16 protein-coding genes and 2 tRNA genes are annotated in these 20,269 nt (G+C 62.1%); 10 read left to right on the top strand and 8 right to left on the bottom strand.

Translation table 11 applies throughout. The annotated features are described in order from the left end of the window. Window positions 1–135 precede the first annotated feature (135 nt). The 4 genes from glpX to JYP46_RS18085 form a co-directional block, all read right to left on the bottom strand. Complete coding sequence (gene glpX / locus JYP46_RS18100) at window positions 136–1,113, bottom strand: class II fructose-bisphosphatase (protein WP_113155452.1); 978 nt, start codon at window positions 1,111–1,113, stop codon at window positions 136–138. Between the two features lie 140 nt (window positions 1,114–1,253). Then, entirely contained in the window at window positions 1,254–2,567 is a 1,314-nt protein-coding gene (locus JYP46_RS18095) for a homoserine dehydrogenase (protein WP_113155453.1), read from the bottom strand. Between the two features lie 40 nt (window positions 2,568–2,607). Further along, complete coding sequence (locus tag JYP46_RS18090) at window positions 2,608–3,828, bottom strand: LL-diaminopimelate aminotransferase (RefSeq protein WP_206546348.1); 1,221 nt, start codon at window positions 3,826–3,828, stop codon at window positions 2,608–2,610. An 84-nt stretch (window positions 3,829–3,912) separates the two neighbouring features. Beyond that, the gene (locus JYP46_RS18085; RefSeq protein ID WP_206548889.1) at window positions 3,913–4,269 is read right to left on the bottom strand and encodes a hypothetical protein; all 357 of its coding nucleotides are present in this window, start codon (window positions 4,267–4,269) and stop codon (window positions 3,913–3,915) included. Window positions 4,270–4,469: 200 nt separating this feature from the next. On the opposite strand from JYP46_RS18085, the gene JYP46_RS18080 reads away from it, so the two are divergent. The 10 genes from JYP46_RS18080 (at window position 4,470) to JYP46_RS18035 (ending at window position 16,826) form a co-directional block, all read left to right on the top strand. Continuing rightward, on the top strand, window positions 4,470–6,299 hold the full coding sequence (locus JYP46_RS18080; RefSeq protein ID WP_206546350.1) for a PHA/PHB synthase family protein: 1,830 nt from the start codon (window positions 4,470–4,472) through the stop codon (window positions 6,297–6,299). 280 nt (window positions 6,300–6,579) lie between these two features. Further along, on the top strand, window positions 6,580–7,728 hold the full coding sequence (locus tag JYP46_RS18075; protein ID WP_206548888.1) for a YcbK family protein: 1,149 nt from the start codon (window positions 6,580–6,582) through the stop codon (window positions 7,726–7,728). An 81-nt stretch (window positions 7,729–7,809) separates the two neighbouring features. Then, a tRNA-Glu gene (locus JYP46_RS18070) sits at window positions 7,810–7,885 on the top strand. 148 nt (window positions 7,886–8,033) lie between these two features. Next, window positions 8,034–9,008 (top strand): hypothetical protein, encoded by a 975-nt coding sequence (locus JYP46_RS18065; protein ID WP_210346632.1) that lies wholly within the window; start codon window positions 8,034–8,036, stop codon window positions 9,006–9,008. A 61-nt stretch (window positions 9,009–9,069) separates the two neighbouring features. Beyond that, the gene (gene sfsA / locus JYP46_RS18060; RefSeq protein WP_206548887.1) at window positions 9,070–9,771 is read left to right on the top strand and encodes a DNA/RNA nuclease SfsA; all 702 of its coding nucleotides are present in this window, start codon (window positions 9,070–9,072) and stop codon (window positions 9,769–9,771) included. 57 nt (window positions 9,772–9,828) lie between these two features. After that, window positions 9,829–10,656, top strand: coding sequence for a type I methionyl aminopeptidase (gene map, locus JYP46_RS18055; RefSeq protein ID WP_113155458.1), 828 nt, complete (start codon window positions 9,829–9,831; stop codon window positions 10,654–10,656). A 70-nt stretch (window positions 10,657–10,726) separates the two neighbouring features. After that, the gene (gene radC, locus JYP46_RS18050; protein WP_206546353.1) at window positions 10,727–11,482 is read left to right on the top strand and encodes a RadC family protein; all 756 of its coding nucleotides are present in this window, start codon (window positions 10,727–10,729) and stop codon (window positions 11,480–11,482) included. Window positions 11,483–11,829: 347 nt separating this feature from the next. Next, on the top strand, window positions 11,830–12,609 hold the full coding sequence (dsrO, locus tag JYP46_RS18045; protein WP_113155460.1) for a sulfate reduction electron transfer complex DsrMKJOP subunit DsrO: 780 nt from the start codon (window positions 11,830–11,832) through the stop codon (window positions 12,607–12,609). Continuing rightward, complete coding sequence (gene nrfD / locus JYP46_RS18040; protein ID WP_206548886.1) at window positions 12,590–13,747, top strand: NrfD/PsrC family molybdoenzyme membrane anchor subunit; 1,158 nt, start codon at window positions 12,590–12,592, stop codon at window positions 13,745–13,747. The genes dsrO and nrfD overlap by 20 nt, the downstream gene beginning before the upstream one ends. Further along, window positions 13,740–16,826 carry a molybdopterin dinucleotide binding domain-containing protein gene (locus JYP46_RS18035; RefSeq protein ID WP_206548885.1) on the top strand — a complete coding sequence of 1,029 codons (3,087 nt, stop codon included), beginning with the start codon at window positions 13,740–13,742 and terminating at the stop codon, window positions 16,824–16,826. The genes nrfD and JYP46_RS18035 overlap by 8 nt, the downstream gene beginning before the upstream one ends. A 132-nt stretch (window positions 16,827–16,958) precedes the next feature. On the opposite strand, the gene JYP46_RS18030 is transcribed toward JYP46_RS18035, so the two are convergent. The 4 genes from JYP46_RS18030 to JYP46_RS18015 form a co-directional block, all read right to left on the bottom strand. Further along, window positions 16,959–17,456 carry a GNAT family N-acetyltransferase gene (locus tag JYP46_RS18030; RefSeq protein ID WP_206546356.1) on the bottom strand — a complete coding sequence of 166 codons (498 nt, stop codon included), beginning with the start codon at window positions 17,454–17,456 and terminating at the stop codon, window positions 16,959–16,961. Window positions 17,457–17,532: 76 nt separating this feature from the next. Beyond that, on the bottom strand, window positions 17,533–18,345 hold the full coding sequence (locus JYP46_RS18025) for an aminoglycoside phosphotransferase family protein (protein ID WP_206548884.1): 813 nt from the start codon (window positions 18,343–18,345) through the stop codon (window positions 17,533–17,535). A 184-nt stretch (window positions 18,346–18,529) separates the two neighbouring features. Further along, window positions 18,530–19,966, bottom strand: a complete 1,437-nt coding sequence (gene tig, locus JYP46_RS18020) for a trigger factor (RefSeq protein ID WP_206548883.1) — start codon at window positions 19,964–19,966, stop codon at window positions 18,530–18,532. Between the two features lie 88 nt (window positions 19,967–20,054). Beyond that, window positions 20,055–20,139, bottom strand: a tRNA-Leu gene (locus tag JYP46_RS18015). Window positions 20,140–20,269: the final 130 nt, after the last annotated feature.

Genomic DNA, 20,269 nt, shown 5'->3' with positions numbered 1-20,269 from the left:
AAAGCCGCCCCTCCACTTTTCGGTCCGATGCATTAGATCGCCGTGCGTCCATCAGGACGCACAAAGGACGATCTAAATCATTGATGGAGCATCGGAATGACCCGAAAACCGGATCCCACTTTTCGGTCCGATGCTCTAAAACTTGTCCAGATCCTGGTGGCGGGCGATGATCTCGCGCACCGTCTGCGAAGAAGAGCGCATGACGATGGTGTGGGTGGAGATCTGGTCACGGCCAAACTTCACGCCCGAAAGCAGGTTGCCGTCCGTCACGCCGGTCGCAGCGAACAGAACGTCGCCCTTGGCCATCTCGTCCATGCGGTAGACCTTGGCGGGATCGGAAATGCCCATCTTGGCCGCGCGCGCCACCTTTTCCTCGGTGTTGAGCTGCAGACGTCCCTGCATCTGGCCGCCGATGCAGCGCAGGGCGGCAGCCGCCAGAACGCCTTCCGGCGCGCCACCGATGCCCAGATAGATGTCGATGCCGGTTTCGTCCGGGTCGGTCGTGTGGATCACGCCGGCCACGTCGCCATCGCCGATAAGGCGAATTGCAGCGCCGGTGCCGCGCACTTCCTCGATCAGGCGCGCATGGCGCGGACGATCGAGAATGCAGGCCGTGATCTCATTGACCGGAACGCCCTTGGCCTTGGCCAGCGCTTCGATGTTCTCCACGGCTGGCGCATCGAGATCAACAACGCCCTCGGGATAGCCCGGGCCGACGGCAATCTTTTCCATGTAGACGTCGGGCGCATAAAGCAGGCTGCCGCGCTCTGCGATGGCGATCACCGCCAGCGAGTTCGGCAGGTTCTTGGCGCAGATCGTGGTGCCTTCCAGCGGGTCGAGCGCGATGTCGACTTCCGGGCCTTCGCCCACGCCCACTTCCTCACCGATGTAAAGCATCGGCGCTTCGTCGCGTTCGCCTTCGCCGATCACCACCGTGCCCTGAATGGGCAGGCGGTTGAGTTCGGAGCGCATCGCGTCGACGGCCACCTGATCGGCGGCCTTCTCGTCACCACGTCCGCGCAGCCGCGCTGCAGCCACAGCCGCGCGCTCCGTCACACGAACGAGTTCCAGCGTGAGAATGCGGTCGAGACCCGCCTGCGAGGCTTTCAACATTGACTCAAATCCTGATGTTCTTCCGCTCCCCATGAGCGGGCCGGCTTCTTGTGACAAAGACGGCGCGGGACGGCAAGTCCCTCACCGCCCCGTCAAAAACATGAATCGATTGAATAAATGTGACAGACGCCAAACCTGCGTCAGGCTGCCCGCTCGATGCGGATAACCTGGGGCTTGTCGACCATGTGACCGTCCGCAATCACACCATCCACCGCCTTGCGCACGGCTTCCTCGGTGGTCTCATGGGTCACGAGAATCACGTTCTTCTGATCCTCCGGCAGACCGCCATCGGCGTGCTGAACGATGGATTCCAGCGAAATCTCGTTGTCGGCCATACGCTTGGCAATGGCTGCGAACACGCCGGCGCGGTCATGCACGGTCATGCGGATGAAGTAGCCGCCCTCATGCGCACGCATGCGCGCACGCTGGTAAGGCTTCAGCTTCGCGGCCGGACGCCCGAAGACCGGGCCATGCTGGAAGCCGGGCCGGCTCTTGGCGATATCCGCCATGTCGCCAATCACGGCAGAGGCCGTCGCATTGCCGCCGGCGCCGGGGCCGGAGAGCAGGAGCTCGCCCAGAACATCGGTCTCGATTGCCACTGCATTGGTGACGCCGTGCACCTGAGCGATCACGGACTGCGTGGGCACCATGGTCGGGTGCACGCGCTGCTCGATGCCGCTGTCGGTGCGCTGCGCGACGCCCAGAAGCTTGATGCGGTAGCCGAGTTCGCTGGCGGCGCGAATATCGGCCTGGCTGATGTTGGAAATGCCTTCCATGTAGATGTCGTCAGCCGAAATCTGGCAGCCGAAGGCAAGGCTCGTGAGGATCGAGAGCTTGTGCGCCGTGTCGTGTCCCTCGATATCGAAGGTCGGATCGGCTTCGGCATAACCAAGACGCTGAGCCTCTGCGAGGCAGTCCTCAAAGGAAAGCCCCTCTTCTTCCATCCGCGTCAGAATGTAGTTGGCCGTTCCGTTCATGATGCCGAACACGCGGCTCACATCATTGCCGGCCAGCGCTTCGCGCATGGTCTTGATGACCGGAATGCCGCCAGCGACCGCCGCCTCATAGTTGAGGAGAACGCCCTTTTCCTCGGCAATCGTCGCGAGCGCCACGCCATGTTTGGACAGAAGCGCCTTGTTGGCGGTCACCACGTGATGGCCGGCCTCAAGCGCTGCCTTCACCGCGTCATAGGCGGGGCCGCTGTCGCCGCCGATCAGTTCGACGAACACGTCGATATCAGAGGAACGGGCGAGCTCCACCGGATCATCGAACCACTTTGCATTGCCGAGATCGACGCCACGGTCACGGGTTCGGTCGCGCGCCGAGACAGCCGTGAGCGTCATCATGCGTCCGCATTGCCTGGTCAGTTCCGCTTCCTTCTCCGTCATGCAGCGCACGACAGAAGCTCCTACGGTTCCCAAACCCGCAATTCCAATACGCAACGCTTCGGACATGATGCGGCGTGCTCCTTCTTGAACAGTCTGTAAGTGGGACTCAGCGACGGGCGCCGAGCGGGATGACGTTGTCGGTGTTTTCGGGCGCCGTTGCAAGGAAGCGCTTGATGCTGCGCGCCGCCTGGCGAATCCGGTGCTCGTTCTCCACCAGTGCAATGCGCACATGCTGATCGCCAAACTCGCCGAAACCGATGCCCGGCGCGACCGCCACCTCCGCCTTCTCGACCAGCAGCTTGGAAAACTCAAGCGAGCCAAGCGCGCGATAGGCTTCGGGGATCGGCACCCAGGCAAACATGGTGGCCGGCGGAGGCGGAACCTCCCAGCCTGCGCGACCAAAAGACTCGACGAGCACATCGCGGCGGCGGTGATAGACCTCGCGCACCTCTTCGATCTCGGAGCCATCGGAATTGAGCGCGGCGGCAGCAGCCACCTGGATCGGCGTGAACGCGCCATAGTCCAGATAGGACTTCACCCGCGAGAGCGCTGCGATCAGACGCTCATTGCCGACCGCAAACCCCATGCGCCAGCCGGGCATGGAGAAGGTCTTCGACATGGAGGTGAACTCCACCGTCACATCCATTGCCCCCGGAACCTCGAGAACGGAGGGCGGCGGGTTGCCGTCGAAATAGATTTCCGAATAGGCGAGATCCGACAGAATGATGAGGTCATTCTTGCGGGCGAACGCAACGACGTCCCTGTAGAAATCGAGCGACGCCATACAGGCCGTCGGATTTGACGGATAGTTGAGGATCAGCGCCAGCGGCTTTGGCGTCGAATAGCGCACCGCGCGTTCAAGCGCGGGAATGAAATTCTCATCCGGCTCGGCGGGAATGGCGCGCACGACGCCGCCCGACATGATGAAGCCGAATGTATGGATCGGATAGGTCGGGTTCGGACAAAGAACCACATCGCCCGGCGCGGTGATCGCCTGGGCCATGTTGGCAAAACCTTCCTTCGAGCCAAGCGTCGCGACAATCTGGGTCTCGGGATCAAGCTTCACACCAAAGCGGCGCTCATAATAAGCCGCCTGCGCACGGCGCAATCCCGGAATGCCCCGCGAAGAAGAATAGCGATGCGTGCGCGGATCGCGCACCACGTCGCACAGCTTGTCGACAATGGCCTGCGGCGTCGGCAGGTCGGGATTGCCCATTCCGAGATCGATGATGTCCGCGCCGCGCGCTCGCGCGCTGGCTTTCAGGCGGTTTACCTGTTCGAAAACATAAGGCGGAAGCCGGCGGATCTTATGGAATTCTTCCATCATCGTACCTCAAAACGGGATGCGCGATGCCGCGCCCGGTCCTCATATACCCAATCCCGTCAACGGTCGAGAGCAGGAACCCCGTCCCTACTCGGTCTTTTCGATTTCCTGAAGCTGCCGCTCGGCATGGGTTTTCGCCAGATTGCGCAGACGGCGCGCCTCGGTATCCGCATTATTTGCCGGCGCACTGTTCTCCAGCCTTTGCCGCGTCGCTGTCAGGTCGCGCATCAGCGCATCCTTTTCCGAAGGCGCGATGGGCGCTGTCGCCGAGGCCGGCGGCACATTCAGGTCAGGATAAGCGCCGGTCACATTTGCACCCGGTGTGGGCGCACCTGGTGTCGGCTTCTGCGACGGCGTTGCCGCCGTGCGCGGGGCGGGTTGTGGAACCACTGGCGGCGTGCGGAGGGCGGCGGCGGGCGCTGCATCCTCCAGGCTTGCGCTCATGCACCCCCCCAGAATCGGCGGCAACGCAACCACCGGAGCGAGAAGCGCGACTGCGCGAAAAAAACCGCCGTGAGATTTGATTTTCATATTCTCTTCCGATTCAAGCCACTACCATGCATGATGGCAGAGGGGGAGCCTCCCGTCAGATTATGTTAACACCGCGCCCGTTGAAAGGCGCGTTTAGGTTGTAGGCGCAGAACATGGCTCATGAAAAGCAGACCAATGGCGCAGAAAACCAAGCAGACAGCACGGTAGAGCAGTATTTCGCAAAAGATCCGCAGCGTTTTGCGCAGAATCTGGCGCAGGCGCTCGAAGAGCTCGGCAAGGCGGCCGCCTCCTGGAGGCAGGCCCGCGAAAGTGGCGAATCGACCGACATTTCCGCAGCGCCCCTCGCCGACATGGTCAAAACGTTCTCCCGCGTCAGTGAATACTGGCTGAGCGATCCGGCGCGCGCACTGGAGGCGCAGACGCGGCTCTTTGGCGAGTTCATGGGCATCTGGGCGAATGCGATCCGCCGCATGAGCGAAGACAATATCGCCGACTATGCGCCGGCATCCGACAGGGACAAGCGGTTTCAGGACCCCGAATGGGGCCGCAACGCCTTTTTCAGCTTCCTGAAACAGGCCTATCTGGTTACCGCGCGCTGGGCGGCCGACCTGGTTGATGGAGCCGACAATCTGGATGAGGCGACGCGCCACAAGGCTCGCTTCTATGTCGAGCAGATGAGCCAGGCCCTCTCGCCGTCAAACTTCCTGCTCACCAATCCCGAGCTTTACCGTGAAACCATGGCGAGCGACGGCGAAAATCTCGTGCGCGGCATGCGCATGCTCGCCGAGGACATCGCCGCTGGCAAGGGCGACCTGAAACTGCGCCAGTCCGACGCCTCCAAGTTCAAGGTGGGCGAGAACATCGCCACCACGCCGGGCAAGGTCATCGCCCGCAACCGGCTTGTGGAAGTGCTGCAATACGAGCCGACCACCAAGAAAGCGTTCAAGCGGCCCTTGCTCATCGTGCCGCCATGGATCAACAAGTTCTACATTCTCGACCTCAACCCCAAGCGCTCCTTCATCCGCTGGGCGGTGGAACAGGGCCACACGGTGTTTGTCATCTCGTGGATCAACCCGGATGAGCGCCACGCCTGTCTGGACTGGGGTGATTACATTGATGAGGGCATTCGCTTCGCGCTCGACACGATCGAACAGGCAACGGGCGAGAAGCAGGTCAACGCAATGGGCTATTGCGTGGGCGGCACGCTGCTTGCCGCAGGCCTCGCGCTGATGGCGGCAGAGGGTGAGCAACGCATCGCGTCTGCAACCTTCCTGACGACGCAGGTGGACTTCACCTTTGCCGGCGATCTCAAGGTCTTTGTCGATGAAGAGCAGATAAAGGCTCTGGACGCGGCAATGCGTGAACGCGGCTTTCTGGACGCCACACGCATGGCCACCGCCTTCAACATGCTGCGCGCGGGCGACCTGATCTGGCCCTATGTGGTTAACAACTACCTGCGCGGTCAGGCGCCCCTGCCCTTTGACCTTCTCTACTGGAACTCCGATTCCACCCGGCTCGCAGCGGCGAACCACTCCTATTACCTGCGCAACTGCTATCTGGAGAACAATCTCTCGCAGGGTCGCGCGGTGCTGCGCGGCAGGACGCTGCATCTGGAAGATGTCGACATACCGATCTTCAACCTCGCCACCCGCGAGGATCACATCGCGCCTGCGAAATCCGTCTTTTTGGGAAGCCGTTTCTTCGGCGGACCGGTGGAGTTCGTGCTCGCGGGGTCCGGCCACATCGCCGGCGTGATCAACCCGCCCGAGATGAAGAAATACCAGTTCTGGAGCGGACCGAAGCCTGAAGGCGAACTGGACGACTGGATGGCGCAGGCGAAGGAGAACGCGGGCTCCTGGTGGCCCAGATGGCACGAATGGATCACCGGCCTCGACAATGAAGAGGTAAAGGCGCGCAAACCCGCAAAAGGCAAGAAAGCTCTGGCCGACGCCCCCGGAGATTATGTTCGCACCCGCGCCTGATCACGCCCTTGGATCAGGACCAAAACCTTGATCACGCGTTGTAACCGAACGAAAGAAGCTTTTACGCACCGAGCCGGGTCTCTGGCCTATGCTTAAAAGCTAACATGTTGTTGCCTTAATTGTTTTCTAACGCCTATGATAGTTATCCACATGGGGACCAAGATTCGTTAGCAGACAAACGGTGGCTGCATGCCCGTAACCGGGCATGGGTTGTTTGGTTCGTGAATTCATATGAGGGGGCAGACTTCTGTTGCTGGGGGACGAGAGCGGAAAGCGCTGTATGAAGTTGATGAGTTGCGGGCGTGCGAGCCTTGCCAGCGTTCTTTGCGCTCTTTTTCTTGCTTCATGCTCCACCACATCAGATCCGGTAACGCAGTTCGGCCTGACACCGACAGATTTGCAGGCGAGCGCCGGCGAAGACGGGTTTGAGGCCAGCGACAGCGACCTTATTGCCGCTGCACCTGGCGAAGAGAATGCCGCTGAAGGCAGCAGTGTTCCACTCCCGGCAGCGCGCCCCGGCTCAGAAACGGCAGCAGCCTCTACCCCGGGACCCCAGACACAGACCGCTCAGACGAATGAGCAGCCCCCTGCCGGCGAGACAGCGCCGGTAGAGACCGCAGCGCAACAGGCTGCCGAAACCACGACACAGACAGCCGCCGCAGAGGTTCCCCAGCCTGCAGCGCGCCCGGCGGAAACAGAAACTGCGGAGGCAGAAGCCGTCGCAGCAGCCGAGGCGGAAGCATCCGCCAAGAAACAGACTTTCCTTGCCGCCTTCTTCTCGGCTCGCGAACCGAAGGCCGCCCAGGCTGCGGAAAGAGCGGCCCGCCCTCTCATCGACCCGAAGAAGACGCAAAAGAAGGCCGAAGAGAAACCCAAAGTGGTTCTCGCCGCCACCTCCGAGAGCCGGCCCGTAACGGCATCCCTCGGCACCGGCGCGGCCCTTCCCGGCGTGCGCCAGGGTGACAGCCTGTTCGAATTCTCGAGCAAGTCCGGCGCGGACGATGATGCAGATGCAGATATCTACGAAGAAGAGCCTGCCTATCAGGTCGCCTCTGCGGCCGGCATGGCGCGCCTTGCGCCCAATGGCCTCCTCAAGCAGCGCGAAAGCGTCGACACTGCCTGCCTGAAGCCAGCGCTCGTTGGCATGCTCAAGGCCATTGAGCGCCACTATGGCAAGCGAATCGTCGTCACCTCCGGCTATCGCAGCCCCAACTACAACCGTCGCGTCCGCGGCGCCCGCAAGTCGCTGCATATGTATTGCGCGGCAGCCGACATCCAGATTTCCGGCGTCAGCAAATGGGAGCTGGCCAAGTTCGTTCGCTCCATGCCGGGCCGTGGTGGTGTAGGCACCTATTGCCACACGAAATCCGTGCATGTGGACGTCGGTCCGGAGCGCGATTGGAACTGGCGCTGCCGCCGCAGAAAATAATTTTGAAAAAAATGCATGTTCCATCAATTGATGGGTTGCCCCATGCAGCGAAGCTTACTATAAGCCGTCTCGTTCTCGAGCGCGCCCATCGTCTAGCGGTCTAGGACGCCGCCCTTTCACGGCGGAAACACGGGTTCGAGTCCCGTTGGGCGTGCCAGTTTCTTTCCCGAAATTGCACATAGTAAAACGTCAGCCGAATGCTTCGGTTTGACCCGCTCTCGCAGTCCGCGTACTTGTCGGATGCAGATGTCTTCGACACATGGCCAGTCGCCTACCGTCGAGACCTTGGGAGAAAGGCGGGGAGAATGCAGGGCGTACTGACCGCCATTTCGAATACGCTCGGCTTTGCAGCCTCGCATGCGCGATTCTTTCTGATAGCCGGGCTTGTGGCGGGAATCGCTTCTCCGGCAGCAGCACACGCCGCAAAGCCATGGATTGCGGAAATGATCGCCGGCCTGCTCTTTCTTGCAGCGCTGCGCGTCGGCCCCAGAGCCCTCATCGGCGCATTGAGCGACCTGCGGCAGTCCCTCGTCGCCACGCTCGCCTTTCAGCTGGCGCTTCCGCTCGTTTTCGCCCTCCTCTTCCTCGCCATCGGCTGGACCGGCGTCCTGCCCACCGCTCTGGTGCTCATGGCCGCAGCCGCGCCCGTTTCCGGCAGCCCGCATCTGGCGATCATGACGGGAAACGATCCTGCACCGGTCATGCGGGTCATGACGCTCGGCACCGCGCTCCTGCCGCTCACCGTTCTGCCCGTATTCTGGCTCACACCCGCGCTGGGGAGCGCTGACGTGATTCTGGCGGCCGCAGGCCGTCTGCTGGCCGTTATCGCGCTGGCGGTCTCTGCTGCCTTCCTGCTGCGCCGATTCGCGTTACGCAGTCCCGGCCCCGGCGCCATACGCTCGATCGACGGTCTTTCCGCGATTCTCATGGGTGTGGTCGTTGTGGGGCTCATGTCCGCCGTTGGCGAAACCCTGCTGATCGACCCCGCTCTTGTAGGCCTCAACCTCGCCATTGCCTTCGCGGCGAACTTTCTTCTCCAGCTCGCCGTGACCACGCTGCTGGAACGCTCCGGCTCCAAAGCCATTGCAGCGCCTCTGGGCATTGCCGCCGGCAACCGCAATATCGGCCTCTTCCTCACTGCGCTTCCTGCGAGCGTCACCGATTCACTTCTGCTCTTTATCGGCTGCTATCAGATCCCCATGTATCTGACGCCGCTCGTGCTCGGCCGTTATTACCGCAAGCGCGCAGCGATCAGTGCCCACGGCCAGCCGTCCACCTGAATCAGCGCTTGCAGAAGCCCACGCAACCCGCTGAAAAGACTCTCCCTTCGGAAAGACCGCAATGCAGTTTCCAGAGCCCCTGATAGAAGCCCGGCTGATCCGCCGCTACAAGCGTTTCCTGGCCGATGTCATCCTAGAGGACGGGACACAGATAACGGTTTCGGTGCCCAACACCGGCTCCATGCTGGGCCTGACCGCTGAAGGGTCACGCGTCTTTCTCTCCCGCTCCGACGACCCCAAGCGCAAATACGCCCATCGCCTGGAGATCGTGGAGGCGGACGACACGCTGGTCGGAATCAACACCGGCCTGCCCAACAGGCTCGCCGAAGAAGCAATCCACGCCGGCCTCGTTTCCGATCTTGCCGCCTACCCCGTCCTGAAGCGCGAGCAACGCTACGGAGAGCGCTCGCGCATCGACATGCTTCTGGAGGCCGCAGACCGCGCCTGCGCCTATGTGGAGGTCAAGAACGTCCACTTCATGCGCGAGCCGGGGCTGGCCGAGTTCCCCGACACGGTCACGGAGCGCGGCGCGCGGCACCTGCATGAGCTCATCGGCATGCGCGCCGCCGGCCACCGCGCAATCATGATCTATCTGGTGCAGCGCGGCGACTGCGACCGCTTCCGCCTCTGTGGCGATCTGGACCCCGCCTATGCTGCGGCTTTTGCGCAGGCCAGCGCCGCCGGGGTTGAAGCTTACGCCATCAAATGCCAAATCACTCCTGAAGCCATCCGCCCGGATCGTCTGATAGACATCGTGCGATAAAAGCCGCAAAATCCGGCACAACGATTATTGAACAAAGCGCAAGCGAACCAAAGCCCCATGGTCACCTATCTCGAAGCAGACTCCGCCCCCATGCGTAATACCGGCCAGATCCGCCTTTACGGCGAAGAGGGCTTTGAAGGCATGCGCAAGGCCTGCAACCTCACGGCGCGCTGCCTTGATGAGCTGGCGGATCGCGTCGCGCCGGGCGTGACGACCAACGAGATCGACCGTTTCGTCTTCGAGTTCGGCATGGACCATGGCGCCATTCCCGCGACGCTCAACTATCGCGGCTACACAAAGTCCACCTGCACCTCGATCAACCATGTGGTCTGCCACGGCATTCCAGACAACAAGCCGCTGCGCGAAGGCGACATCGTGAACATCGACGTCACCTACATTCTCGACGGCTGGCACGGTGATTCGAGCCGCATGTATCCGGTCGGCACGATCAAGCGCGCGGCCGAACGGCTACTCGAAGTCACGCATGAATGCCTCATGCGCGGCATCGCCGCCGTAAAGCCTGGCGCACGCACCGGCGCAATCGGCGCCGCCATCCAGTCCTATGCGGAAGGCGAGCGCTGCTCCGTGGTGCGCGATTTCTGCGGCCATGGCCTCGGACAGCTGTTCCACGACGCGCCGAACATTCTGCACTATGGCACTCCGAGCGAAGGCGTCGAGATGCGGCCGGGCATGATCTTCACCATCGAGCCGATGATCAATCTGGGTCGTCCGCATGTGAAGGTGCTCTCGGATGGCTGGACGGCTGTGACGCGCGACCGCTCACTTTCGGCTCAGTATGAGCACTCGATCGGCGTCACCGAAACCGGTTGTGAAATCTTCACCCTTTCGCCTGCAGGGCTCGACCGCCCCGGCCTCTCCGCCTAAACTGCTCTACCGGTGCGTGCAGTCCGTTGCGGACTCACGCCTGTTTGAGCGGTGCAAGGGGGAGGCACTTATGGGCAGGCAGGACGAGCACACATTCTTTGCTGAAGGGCCAGTCGGACCGACTACAAAGATAGAACGCGCAAAGCCAGCGCGAAAACCGCACTATCATGGCCATCGAGACAGGTTACGGCAGCGCTTCGCCGACAATGGAAGCGAAGCGCTTCTGGATTACGAGCTTCTCGAACTCTTCCTCTTCCGCTCCATTCCCCGCGCAGACACCAAGGGGCCGGCAAAGGCCCTTCTGGAGCGCTTCGGCTCGCTTCCCGAAGTGCTCGGCGCGCCAGAGCGCCTTCTGCAGGAAGTGGAAGGCATTGGCGAGGCTGCCGCGCGCGATCTCAAGATTGCCGCCACCCTCGCCCGACGCATGCTGAAAGCCGAACTGCGCGGCCGCCACCTGCTGACCTCCTGGTCACAGGTCATCGACTATTGCATGGCCTCCATGGCGCATGAGCAGATAGAACAGTTTCGCGTCCTGTTCCTCGACAAGAAGAATCAGCTCATTGCCGACGAAGTGCAGCAGACCGGCACGGTCGATCACACGCCGGTTTATCCGCGCGAACTCGTTCGGCGCGCGCTGGAACTGTCGGCGAGCGCCGTGGTGCTGGTGCACAACCACCCATCGGGCGACCCGACGCCGTCACGCGCCGATATCGAGATGACCAAAACCATCGTGCAAACCGCGACGCCGCTCGGCATCGCCGTGCATGATCACATCATCATCGGCAAGAACGGCCATGTGAGCTTCAAGGGGTTGCAGCTCTTCTAAAGCGCCGTGCATTCGGATGCACAAAGGACGCTCTAACCTATTGAATCTGCGCATCGTGCTTTCCGAAAATCGATTCCGATTTTCAGGCCGATGCTCTAACCTGCGCGCTCCGGCACGCGCGAAACGGGAAGCCCCGCCGGACAGCAATGGCAGGGCAGCGCTGCTACGCGGCTCCCATTGCCGGCAAGGCATGCAGAAATGCATCGCACCCATGCTAAAAAGCATAACTCATTGATATTTTTGGAATTTTGACTCTGGTCAAATTCCACCTCGCACCTCCGGGCTACGACTTTCGTAGCAATGCCTGCCTGCAGATTCGCGGGCTAGCCAAACTCATTGGAGGTCACATGGATCTTGCAAGACGGATGTTCATGGGGCAGCTCGCGCGGCTTGCCGCGGGCGCCAGCCTCGTGCCACTGGCCACGGTGGCGGAAGCCGCCATCAACGACCAGCCGCCGCGTCGCGGCGGTGATCCCACAAAGCGCTACGCCATGCTGATCGACCTGCGCCGCTGCATCGGTTGCCAGGCCTGCACGGTCTCGTGCCATCTGGAAAACGATGCGCCGCTGGGCAAGTTCCGCACCATCGTGTCTCAATATGAGGTCGACGATCCGGAGACGGGCGACATGTCGACCTTCTTCCTGCCACGGCTGTGCAATCACTGCGACAACCCGCCCTGCGTGCCGGTCTGCCCGGTGCAGGCCACCTATCAGCAGGAAGACGGCATCGTCGTCGTCGATGCGGAACGCTGCGTCGGCTGCGCCTATTGCGTACAGGCCTGCCCCTATGATGCGCGCTTCATCAACGACAAGACGCAGACCGCCGACAAGTGCACATTCTGCACCCACCGGCTGGAAGCCGGTCTTCTGCCGGCCTGTGTTGAAAGCTGCGTCGGCGGCGCGCGCATCATCGGCGATCTGAACGATCCCGAAAGCACCATTGCCCGCATGATCGCCGAGCACCGGGACGAATTGCAGGTTCTGCAGCCCGAAAAGGGAACGCTGCCGCACGTCTTCTATCTCGGCATGGATGAACGCTTCGTCGACCGCCCCGAGGCCTTCGCCTCGATCTGGGAAATCCGTGGCACGGACAATGAGGAGTTGCACTATGAATTCAGCGGTCATTGAGATCCTCGCGCCACGCTACCAGATCGCCTGGTACCCATGGGCCGTGCAGTACTTTTTCATGATTGCGCTGGCCTATGCCTCGCTCTGGCTGGCCCTACCGGGTCTTCTCGGCGCACGCCGCTGGAAGGCGACGGCGCGCTATGCGCTCCTTGGCGCGATGACAACCGCCATCGTTGCCCCAATCGCGCTTCTGGCCGATCTGCATCAGCCGCTGCGGTTCTGGCATTTTTATGCCTACTTCACGCCGTGGTCGTGGATGTCCATCGGCAGCCTCATGCTGCCGCCCTTCGTCTTCGCGATCATAGCGCTCGCCTGGCTTGTCTGGCGCGAGCCCATGCTGGCCTGGCGCACGCGTGACGACATGACCGGCCTCATCGCCCGCATCGCCACGCTTGGCGGCTGGCAGACCCCGCGCTTCGCAGTCGTTGCACTTGCGCTGTTCGCCGCCGTGATGTCGTTCGCCATTGCCATTTATACCGGCAGCGAAGTCGCCATCCTCAAAGGTCGTCCGCTGTGGAACACGCAATGGCTCCTGCCCTTCTTCGCAGCCACCGGCTTCATCGGCGCTGCCGGTCTGGTGCTCGTTCTCAACCGTTTCACCGGCGCGCGCGACGCCGACACCGACCGCAACATGCTGATGGTGGTTGTCGCCGCTGCGGTGGTGACGGCGCTTGTGGCCCTTGCCTGGGCGCTTGAGGGAATCTTCGTGGAAGACAGCTCCGTCGCAGCCGCCATCCAGTCGGTGCGCCACAGCGCCGAATGGCGATCCACGGCCATCTGGAGCCTCTCCATCGGCGCATCCATGACGCTTGTCAGCTTCCTGCTCGTATGGCGCAACGGCGCGCGCATCTGGGGCTGGATCATCGGGCTGGTGGCGCTGCATCTCGCCTGGATGGCCCGCTGGAACGTGCTGATGGACGTGCAGACGGTGCAAAAGCAGACCGCCGGCTATCTCGAATATGTGGTTGGCTGGGGGTCCAGCGGCTGGCTCGGCGTGATCGGAACCTTCGGGCTCTGGATCGCCCTCCTGCTCGTCATCGACATGTTCGTACCGTGGAAACAGGCGCTCGACGGCCCCGCCGATGCGCCCGCAGAAAAGACCGACATCTCCGCCAAGGGAGTTCCCAGCCATGGATAAGAACCGCCGCAACCTGCTCAAGGGTGGCGTTGCCGCCGCCGGCGCAGCCACTTTCGTCGCCGGCTATTCCGAGCCGCTGACCCGAATGGCCAAGGGCCTGACCGGCAGCTCGGGCGAAAAACCCCGCCACCCCGTCTACGGCAATGCGCTCGATCCCGAATACAGGGTCGATCTTGAAACCGGCGCGATGGAGCTCAATCCCGACCAGCGCGTCGCCTTCACCGTCTGCTATGGCTGCACCACCAAATGCGGCGTGCGGGTGCGCATCGACAACAACACCGAGGAGGTGCTGCGCTCGATCGGCAACCCGTTCAACCCGCTGTCCTCGGAGGTGCACACCGACGAGACCATGCCGGTCAAGGATGCGCTCCTGCGCACCACCGCCTATGCCGATCAGGGCTGGGCCAACCGCTCCACCACCTGCGCGCGCGGCAATGCCATGATCGCACAGATGACCAGCCCGCAGCGCGTCACCGCGTGTCTGAAGCGCAGCGGCAAGCGCGGCGAAGGAAAGTGGGAGACGATCAGCTTCGAGCAGCTCATCGAGGAAATCGTCGAGGGCGGCGATCTGTTCGGCGAAGGCCAGGTGGACGGACTTGCCGCGATCAACGACTATGAGACGCCGCTCGACCCGGAAAACCCCGAATACGGCCCCATGACCAACCAGCTTCTGGTCATGGAAGCCACCGACTATGGACGTTCAGCCCTTCTGCGCCGTTTCTCCGACAAGGCGTTCGGCACCCGCAATTATGGCCATCACGGCTCCTATTGCGGCCTCGCCTTCCGCATGGGTGCGGGCGCAATGATGAACGATCTCGCCAAGAACGCCCATGTGAAACCCGACTATGAAAAGGCCACGTTCGGCCTGTTCGTCGGCACCGCGCCATCGCAGGCAGGCAACCCGTTCAAGCGGCAGGGACGGCTTCTGTCCAAGGCGCGTGTCGACGGTTCGCTCGAATACATGGTCGTGGATCCGGCGCTGAACGCCTCGGTCGCGCGCGCCGCCGGCAAACGCGCCAACTGGGTGCCGGTCAAGCCGGGCACCGATGCCGCGCTCGGCATGGCGCTCATCAAGCTCCTGTTCGACAATGAAGGCTATGCGGCCGACTATCTGGCGATCCCCAACCCGGATGCCGCCAGAGCCGCCGGTGAGCCTTCCAACAGCAATGCGACGCATCTGGTTATCATCGACGAGAACCATCCGCGCGCCGGCGCTTTCCTGCGCGAGTCCGATCTCGGCCTCAAGGAAGCCGGTAGCGAGGACGATGCGCCCATGGTCGTGGATGCCAATGGCCAGATCGTGCCGGCCAACGCCGTCGATCAGGCAGCGCTCTTTGCCGCTGAGACCGTCACGCTGGCGGATGGCAACACCATTGAGGTGCGCACCGGCCTGCGTCTGCTTCGTGACGAGGCAGAAGCGCACACGCTGGACGAAATGTCCGAGACCTGCGGCATCCCCGTCGCGCGCATGCAGGAGATGGCCGACAAGCTGGCCGAGCATGGCCGCACCGCCGTGGTCGACTGCCATGGCGGCATGATGTCGGGTGCCGGTTTCTATGCAGCCTTCTCGCTGCAATTGCTCAACGTGCTTCTCGGCAACATCAACCACACCGGCGGCAACGCCCATGGCGGCGGCAATTTCAACGGCACTGCCGGAGGCCCCCGCTATGACCTCGCGGGCTTCGAAGGCGCGCGCAAGCCAAAGGGCGTGTTCCTGTCGCGCTCGCGCTTCCCCTATGAGAAGACGAGCGAGTTCAAGCGTCTCAAGGCCGAGGGCAAGAACCCCTACCCGGCCCGTGCGCCCTGGCGTCGGCTGGCGCCGCCGGTCCTGACCGACCACATCACCGCAGCCGTGGAAGGATATCCCTACCCGATCAAGGCGATGATCGGCGTCATGTGTAATCCGATGTACGGCCAGGCCGGTCTCAAGGCCGTGCTGCGCGACAAGCTTGCCGATCCCAAAGTGCTGCCGCTCTATGTGGCCGTGGATGGTTTCATCAACGAGACCAACACCTATGCCGACTACATCGTGCCGGATTCGGTCATGTATGAAGTCTGGGGCTTCACGGGCGCTTGGTCGGGCAATTTGACCAAGATGACCACGGCCTGCTGGCCCATCGTCGAGCCACGTCAGGCGAAGACGCAGGACGGCGAGCCCGTGAGCATGGACAGTTTCTTCATCGCACTGTCCAAGCGTCTCGGCCTCAAGGGCTTTGGCGATGCAGCCATCACCGACGCCAATGGCGGCAAGCATCCGCTCAACCGGGCGGAAGACTTCTACCTGCGTGCGGCGGCCAACATCGCCTTCACCGGCGAGACGCTTCCCGACGCCAGCGAAGAAGACATCCGCTTCTCGGGCCTAGAACGCCTTCTGCCGGCCATCGAGGCCACCCTGCCGGCAGAAGAGCGCGGCCCCGTGGCGCATCTTTATTCGCGTGGCGGCCGGTTCCAGACTTTCGCCGACGCGCGCAAGGGGGATACGCTCGGCAATCTGTGGAAGCGCCAGCTCTGCGTCTGGAACGAGGATGTGGGCACCTGCGTCGACAGCATGACCGGCAAGCGCCTGTTCGGCACGGCAAAGCTGCAGCCTCCGGTCATGGCCGATGGTTCCCCCATGCGCGATCACTTCACCGAGGAGGAATGGCCGATGCTCGCCTTCTCCTACAAGTCGAACGTGATGAACAGCTATGCCATCGGGCTTGAGCGGCTGCGCATGATCAAGCCCTACAACCCCATGCTCGTGAACAGCGAGGATGCGGCGGCGCTCGGCGTCGCCCATGGTGACGAGATCGTGGTGGAAAGCCCCGGTGGCGCCATTCGCGGACTGGCGATCGTCACCAATGGCGTGATGCCCGGCACGATCGGCATCGAGCACAGTTTCGGCCATACGGAGCTGGGCGCGCGCGATCATCTGATCGACGACAGGACCATGGCCGGCAATCCGTGGATTGCGGCCGGCGTCAACATCAACGATCTGGGCTTTGCCGACCCGACACGGCAGACGCTGGGCACCTGGCTGGAGCCCGTATCAGGCGCATCCGTGCGCCAGGGCCTGCCGATCCGGGTCCGCGCTGCCTGATCAAAGCCCGACGACGGTCTCAAGCCCTCGCGCCATGCGCGGGGGCTTTCTCTTGAAAACGCGGCATGCGCCCTGATTTGAGCGATGGAAGCAGTCGCGCTCGGCGACGGGGCGGCTCTGTCGGCTCAGCTGTCAGGCAAAGTCGAGACGCATCAGCACTTCGTCAACAAATGCCCCCTCAACGCAGAGCGCCTTCCGATCAACCGCCCATTCCCTGAAACCCGCGCGCTGATACAGCCTTTTTGCCGCTTCGTTTGAAGCGGTCACGGAAAGCAGGACTGACTGGCAATCAACCATGGCTTCGTTGATGGCTGCCTGCAGCAGGTTTTTCGCCAGACCGGTGCCGCGACCAGAAGGAGCCACATACATCCCCCAGATGCCGGCCCTGTGTCTGATCTTGGCCGCCTTTTCCCTGCGGAGGCCGATGATCCCCTGCAAGGCTCCAGCAGCGTCAAATCCACCCAAAACGACATTCTCCGCCAAACGTGCGGCTGCCCGTTCGAGCGGCTGGGCAAGCTCATCATCAAACGAAGCGCCGAACGCCTCGGGATGCATCTTTAGCCCCTCTAGCCTCAGTTCTCTGAACGCGCGCGCGTCTTCGGCTCCAAGCCGTCTGATATTCATCTGCATGGCCTTCTCACAAGCACGAGCCTCCGCTCCCCTCTCACAGGGAGAAAATTCGCCTCAACATGCCGCAAGCGACGTCTCACCGCGAAAGCTCCGCAGCCGCCAGAGCGGCAATCTTCAGATCCACTTCCGCCAATGGGTTCTCATCCTCGAGAAACCACGCCGCCGACAAGCCGGTCCATGCGAGAATCCACTGAAGCAGGGTGCGGCACTCCACCTTCGCCGCCTCGGAAACGACCGCCAGGCGTCGCTGAAAGCGGCCGGGCTGCGTTGCGACCGGTCGGCTGGAATCGCTCAAATCGGGGTTGGTGAAAATGTTCGCAAAGTCGAAGCCGCGATCACCCGTCAGGCCATGCGGATCGATGGCCAGCCAGCCCCGCTTGCCGAAATCAAGCACATTGCCGTGGTGCAAGTCGCCGTGAAGGACGACCTGCTCTTTTGGCTCGGCAAGAAGCTTTTGCGCTGTCTCAAGCGAGTGAATCAGGATACCGCCATGCCTGGCCGCCGCCGGTTCGAGGCACCGGAACCAGCGCTTTAAAGGAACGAGTTCAGGCATGGGGCCGGGCCTGCTGCGATGCAGGCGGTTGGCGGTGGCGCAGAGAATACGGCAGGCCTCATCATCATCTTTGCCACGCGCCATGTCCGCCAGAGAGCGAGCGCCGGTGGCGCGCTCAAGAAGCAGAGCGCCTTCAGTGCACGCCAGAACCTCTGCCGCCCCGTCCCCGCTCCACCATGTCATAAGGCTCGCCCCGCGCTTCTGATCCGCGCTGGAGAACAGTTTGAGCATTGCCGGCTCGTCCCCTCGAAGCACCGGCAGAAGGTTCGCTGCCGGGGTAACGATCGGCTCACCATCAATGGCGAGCTTCCAAAGGCGCAGATACGGCTCGAACATCACAGTCTCTCCGGGCTCGTCCGAATACCGCAAGTGTCATATTCGGAAATCAGGCAGGTTCTTCGCATGCCCGTTTAAGAGCGGCAATGTCCACACCGTCGCACCGGCCCACAAGCCAGACAGCGCATAAAGAAAAAGGCCGCCCCAAAGGACGGCCTTTCTCGAACTTTCAAAAAGGAGAGGCTTATTCGCCCTCTTCCTTCTTCTTGGCAGCAGCCTTCTTCGGAGCGGCTTTCTTCTTCGGAGCAGCCTTCTCCTTCTTCGCCGGCTTCGCCTCGGTCTCGTCCTCGTCGTCAGCCATCAGCTCGTCGCGGGAGACCTTCTCGTCGGTGACCGCGATTTCAGCGAGCAGATGGTCGATGACCTTCTCCTCGAAGAGCGGCGCACGGATGTTGGCCATGGCCTGCGGGTTCTGACGATAGAACTCGTAGATTTCCTGCTGCTGGTGCGGCGGGTAGCGGCGGATCGATTCGATGAGCGCGCGCTGCATCTCTTCGTCGCCAACCTTGACCTCTGCCTTCTCACCGATCTCGGAGAGAACCAGGCCCAGACGTACGCGGCGCTCAGCAAGACGCTGATACTCTTCGCGAGCCTCTTCCTCGGTCGTCTCTTCGTCTTCGAAGGAGCGGCCGGCAGCCTCGAGATCGCGGGTCACCTGGTTCCAGATGTTCTCGAACTCGGCTTCCACGAGCTTGGACGGCGCTTCGAACTTGTAAGCCTCATCCAGCGCGTCGAGGATCTGACGCTTCGCCTTCTGGCGGGTCACCTGGCCGAACTGGTTCTCGAGCTGGCCACGAACGATCTCGCGCAGCTTGTCAGCCGATTCAAGGCCGAGCTGCTGTGCGGTCTCGTCGTTGATCTCCATCTCGTTGGGCTTGGAGACTTCTTTGACCTTGATGTCGAACTCGGCTTCCTTGCCGGCGAGATGCGCTGCCGCATACTCTTCCGGGAACGTGACCTTGATCGTGCTCTCGTCGCCGGCCTTCAGGCCCACGAGCTGCTCTTCGAAACCGGCGATGAACTGGTTCATGCCGATCACGACCTCGGAATCCTCGGCAGCGCCGCCATCAAAGGCTTCGCCGTCGATCTTGCCGAGATAGTCGATCTTGACCTTGTCGCCGTCAGCCGCCTTGCCCTTCTTCACCTCGTAGGTGCGGGCGGAGTCGGCAACGCGCTTGACCTGCTCTTCGACTTCCTCATCCGTCACGTCATAGACCTGACGCGTGATCTTGATGTCGGAGAAATCCTTCAGCTCGATCGGCGGAATGACTTCATAGGACATGGAGAATTCGAAGTCGGCATCGCCGGAGAGAACCTTGTCGGCTTCCTTCTCGTCCTCGGTCATCGAGATTTCCGGCTGAATGGCCGGCTTCTCACCGCGCTCGGTCAGGATGCTCTGCGTGCCTGCGAGGATCTCGTTCACGACTTCAGCCATGAAAGACTTGCCGTAGACGCGGCGCAGGTGCTGCGCGGGCACTTTACCGGGGCGGAAACCCTTGAGGTTCACCTTGTCCTTTGCGTCGTTGAGACGCTCAGCGAGGCGCGCCTCCATGTCCTTGGCAGGAACAACGACCTTAAGTTCGCGCTTGAGCCCTGAATTGAGAGTTTCGGTTACCTGCATCCATCATACCTTTGTATTCGCTTTTGCCGCCGCGTTCACGGCGCCCACCGCTCTTCCTGTCGGGGATACTTACCGGGAATGGCCCTTCTGGTGCGGGTGGAGGGACTTGAACCCCCACGGCTTGCGCCACAGGAACCTAAATCCTGCGTGTCTACCAATTCCACCACACCCGCTTCGAAAGACCCAAGGAACGCCTTAAGCTTCCGAAAGCGCGGGTTCTATATCACCTGCACCTAGTCTATCAAAGCAAAATTGGCAAGATTCAGGGCTTTTTTGATCGCTTCGGCCCCCTTGCGCATACCG

It is taken from the genome of Nitratireductor aquimarinus (assembly GCF_017255295.1).
Lineage (GTDB): Bacteria > Pseudomonadota > Alphaproteobacteria > Rhizobiales > Rhizobiaceae > Nitratireductor > Nitratireductor aquimarinus.
Note: the sequence above shows the minus strand (reverse complement) of the source record. Positions and strands in the feature narration are given on the sequence as shown.

Bases quoted from the DNA above. Each gene is read 5' to 3' on its own strand.
- glpX (WP_113155452.1), bottom strand. From the start codon at position 1,113: ATGTTGAAAGCCTCGCAGGCGGGTCTCGACCGCATTCTCACGCTGGAA.
- nrfD (WP_206548886.1), top strand. From the start codon at position 12,590: ATGAATTCAGCGGTCATTGAGATCCTCGCGCCACGCTACCAGATCGCC.
- JYP46_RS18090 (WP_206546348.1), bottom strand. From the start codon at position 3,828: ATGATGGAAGAATTCCATAAGATCCGCCGGCTTCCGCCTTATGTTTTC.
- map (WP_113155458.1), top strand. From the start codon at position 9,829: ATGGTCACCTATCTCGAAGCAGACTCCGCCCCCATGCGTAATACCGGC.
- radC (WP_206546353.1), top strand. From the start codon at position 10,727: ATGGGCAGGCAGGACGAGCACACATTCTTTGCTGAAGGGCCAGTCGGA.
- JYP46_RS18080 (WP_206546350.1), top strand. From the start codon at position 4,470: ATGGCTCATGAAAAGCAGACCAATGGCGCAGAAAACCAAGCAGACAGC.
- JYP46_RS18095 (WP_113155453.1), bottom strand. From the start codon at position 2,567: ATGTCCGAAGCGTTGCGTATTGGAATTGCGGGTTTGGGAACCGTAGGA.
- JYP46_RS18035 (WP_206548885.1), top strand. From the start codon at position 13,740: ATGGATAAGAACCGCCGCAACCTGCTCAAGGGTGGCGTTGCCGCCGCC.
- JYP46_RS18065 (WP_210346632.1), top strand. From the start codon at position 8,034: ATGCAGGGCGTACTGACCGCCATTTCGAATACGCTCGGCTTTGCAGCC.
- sfsA (WP_206548887.1), top strand. From the start codon at position 9,070: ATGCAGTTTCCAGAGCCCCTGATAGAAGCCCGGCTGATCCGCCGCTAC.
- dsrO (WP_113155460.1), top strand. From the start codon at position 11,830: ATGGATCTTGCAAGACGGATGTTCATGGGGCAGCTCGCGCGGCTTGCC.
- JYP46_RS18085 (WP_206548889.1), bottom strand. From the start codon at position 4,269: ATGAGCGCAAGCCTGGAGGATGCAGCGCCCGCCGCCGCCCTCCGCACG.
- JYP46_RS18075 (WP_206548888.1), top strand. From the start codon at position 6,580: ATGAAGTTGATGAGTTGCGGGCGTGCGAGCCTTGCCAGCGTTCTTTGC.
- tig (WP_206548883.1), bottom strand. From the start codon at position 19,966: ATGCAGGTAACCGAAACTCTCAATTCAGGGCTCAAGCGCGAACTTAAG.
- JYP46_RS18030 (WP_206546356.1), bottom strand. From the start codon at position 17,456: ATGCAGATGAATATCAGACGGCTTGGAGCCGAAGACGCGCGCGCGTTC.
- JYP46_RS18025 (WP_206548884.1), bottom strand. From the start codon at position 18,345: ATGTTCGAGCCGTATCTGCGCCTTTGGAAGCTCGCCATTGATGGTGAG.